Source organism: Enterococcus sp. CSURQ0835, from assembly GCF_902706605.1.
GTDB lineage: Bacteria > Bacillota > Bacilli > Lactobacillales > Enterococcaceae > Enterococcus_A.
Genome location: NZ_CACSLH010000066.1, coordinates 1 through 1,705 on the forward strand (window position 1 = coordinate 1; position 1,705 = coordinate 1,705).

Sequence of the window (1,705 nt, forward strand, 5' to 3'; positions counted from 1 at the left end):
CATCTAACGGATGTTTTGACATCATCGCTCTCATTCCTTTCAATAGCATTGAATTCGTTTTCAATTCTATTATAAAAGAAAAGACTGTAAACATCATCCAAAAAGGGACTTTGTCTACAGTCTGAGTCAAGCGAACAATGTCGCTTGACTTTTTCCATTCTCTAGGGCGAATAATGGGAATCGAACCCATGCGTGCCGGAGCCACAATCCGGTGCGTTAACCCCTTCGCCATATCCGCCATGATAGGCCTCTTAATGAGTACTTTGCTATTATACAGTTCTTCATTTATGAATTCAATAATTTTTTACAAAAATTCTGATGTTTTTTTAAACAAAGAAAATATCAAGCTTCATATTGCTATTTTAACAATCTGAAAACTGACACTGCAATCTTGTAGAACTTCTAAAAAAAACACACCAACATAAATTACGTTGGTGTGTTCATTGATACCGGCGGCCGGGGTCGAACCGGCACGCCCTCGCGGGCACTGGATTTTGAGTCCAGCGCGTCTGCCAATTCCGCCACGCCGGCATGCTTATATTTTACCATATTTTGAAAATAAGTAAAGGCGGTAACCGGATTTGAACCGGTGATGAAGGTTTTGCAGACCTCTGCCTTACCACTTGGCTATACCGCCATATTCAAAATAGGCAACTGGGGTAGCTGGATTCGAACCAACGCATGTCAGAGTCAAAGTCTGATGCCTTACCGCTTGGCTATACCCCAATAATAATAATAAAGGGCGATCGATGGGAATCGAACCCACGAGTGCCGGAGCCACAATCCGGTGCGTTAACCACTTCGCCACGATCGCCATGGCAGGGGCAGCAGGAATTGAACCCACACTAACGGTTTTGGAGACCGCTGTTCTACCTTTAAACTATGCCCCTATTAAATGGAGGAGAGTGGATTCGAACCACTGAACCCGAAGGAACGGATTTACAGTCCGTCGCGTTTAGCCACTTCGCTACTCCTCCATGGTGGCGCGGGACAGAATCGAACTGCCGACACACGGAGCTTCAATCCGTTGCTCTACCAACTGAGCTACCGCGCCATAGGATAATATTAAATTATCAAAATAATTAAATAAAATACGGTCCCGACGGGATTTGAACCCGCGATCTCCTGCGTGACAGGCAGGCATGTTAACCCCTACACCACGGAACCGAATGGAGGTTAACGGGATCGAACCGCTGACCCTCTGCTTGTAAGGCAGATGCTCTCCCAGCTGAGCTAAACCTCCAGGATATTTAATTAATGACCCGTACGGGACTCGAACCCGTGTTACCGCCGTGAAAGGGCGGTGTCTTAACCGCTTGACCAACGGGCCATAAGACAAAAATTTAGAAACTAACGGAGAGTAAGGGATTCGAACCCTTGAGACAGGATTAGCCCGCCTACATGATTTCCAATCATGCTCCTTCGGCCTCTCGGACAACTCTCCAAGAATTGGAGCATAACAGCCCATAACTCTAACTTTTATTTTCTCATTGAGAAACTCCGGCAGTAGGACTCGAACCTACGACATCATGATTAACAGTCATGCGCTACTACCAACTGAGCTATGCCGGAATAACAGCGTGGCGACGTCCTACTCTCACAAGGGGCAACCCCTCACTACGATCGGCGCTAAGAAGCTTAACTTCTGTGTTCGACATGGGAACAGGTGTATCCTTCATGCTATCGCCACCACACTATTTAATTG

The 1,705-nt window shown here is 46.3% G+C and carries 1 protein-coding gene, 13 tRNA genes and 1 rRNA gene; all 15 read right to left on the minus strand.

Annotated features, from left to right (window positions below; translation table 11 throughout):
- The coding region (locus GVJ38_RS14380) for a hypothetical protein (RefSeq protein ID WP_235032925.1) at nucleotides 1–190 on the minus strand (190 nt) is incomplete at its 3' end.
- Nucleotides 166–238: transfer RNA gene (locus GVJ38_RS14030), tRNA-His, on the minus strand. The genes GVJ38_RS14380 and GVJ38_RS14030, both read right to left, overlap by 25 nt.
- Nucleotides 239–447: 209 nt before the next feature.
- Nucleotides 448–531: transfer RNA gene (locus tag GVJ38_RS14035), tRNA-Leu, on the minus strand.
- Between the two features lie 35 nt (nucleotides 532–566).
- Nucleotides 567–637 (minus strand) — tRNA-Cys (locus GVJ38_RS14040).
- Nucleotides 638–654: 17 nt separating this feature from the next.
- A tRNA-Gln gene (locus GVJ38_RS14045) sits at nucleotides 655–726 on the minus strand.
- Nucleotides 727–741: 15 nt separating this feature from the next.
- Nucleotides 742–814, minus strand: a tRNA-His gene (locus GVJ38_RS14050).
- A gap of 2 nt (nucleotides 815–816) precedes the next feature.
- A tRNA-Trp gene (locus GVJ38_RS14055) sits at nucleotides 817–890 on the minus strand.
- Between the two features lie 6 nt (nucleotides 891–896).
- Nucleotides 897–977 (minus strand) — tRNA-Tyr (locus GVJ38_RS14060).
- Between the two features lies 1 nt (nucleotide 978).
- Nucleotides 979–1,054: transfer RNA gene (locus tag GVJ38_RS14065), tRNA-Phe, on the minus strand.
- Nucleotides 1,055–1,094: 40 nt separating this feature from the next.
- Nucleotides 1,095–1,167: transfer RNA gene (locus GVJ38_RS14070), tRNA-Asp, on the minus strand.
- A gap of 3 nt (nucleotides 1,168–1,170) precedes the next feature.
- Nucleotides 1,171–1,243 (minus strand) — tRNA-Val (locus GVJ38_RS14075).
- Between the two features lie 15 nt (nucleotides 1,244–1,258).
- Nucleotides 1,259–1,330 (minus strand) — tRNA-Glu (locus tag GVJ38_RS14080).
- Nucleotides 1,331–1,354: 24 nt separating this feature from the next.
- A tRNA-Ser gene (locus GVJ38_RS14085) sits at nucleotides 1,355–1,444 on the minus strand.
- A gap of 54 nt (nucleotides 1,445–1,498) precedes the next feature.
- Nucleotides 1,499–1,572: transfer RNA gene (locus GVJ38_RS14090), tRNA-Asn, on the minus strand.
- A gap of 6 nt (nucleotides 1,573–1,578) precedes the next feature.
- Nucleotides 1,579–1,694 (minus strand): 5S ribosomal RNA (gene rrf / locus GVJ38_RS14095).
- Between the last annotated feature and the right edge of the window lie 11 nt (nucleotides 1,695–1,705).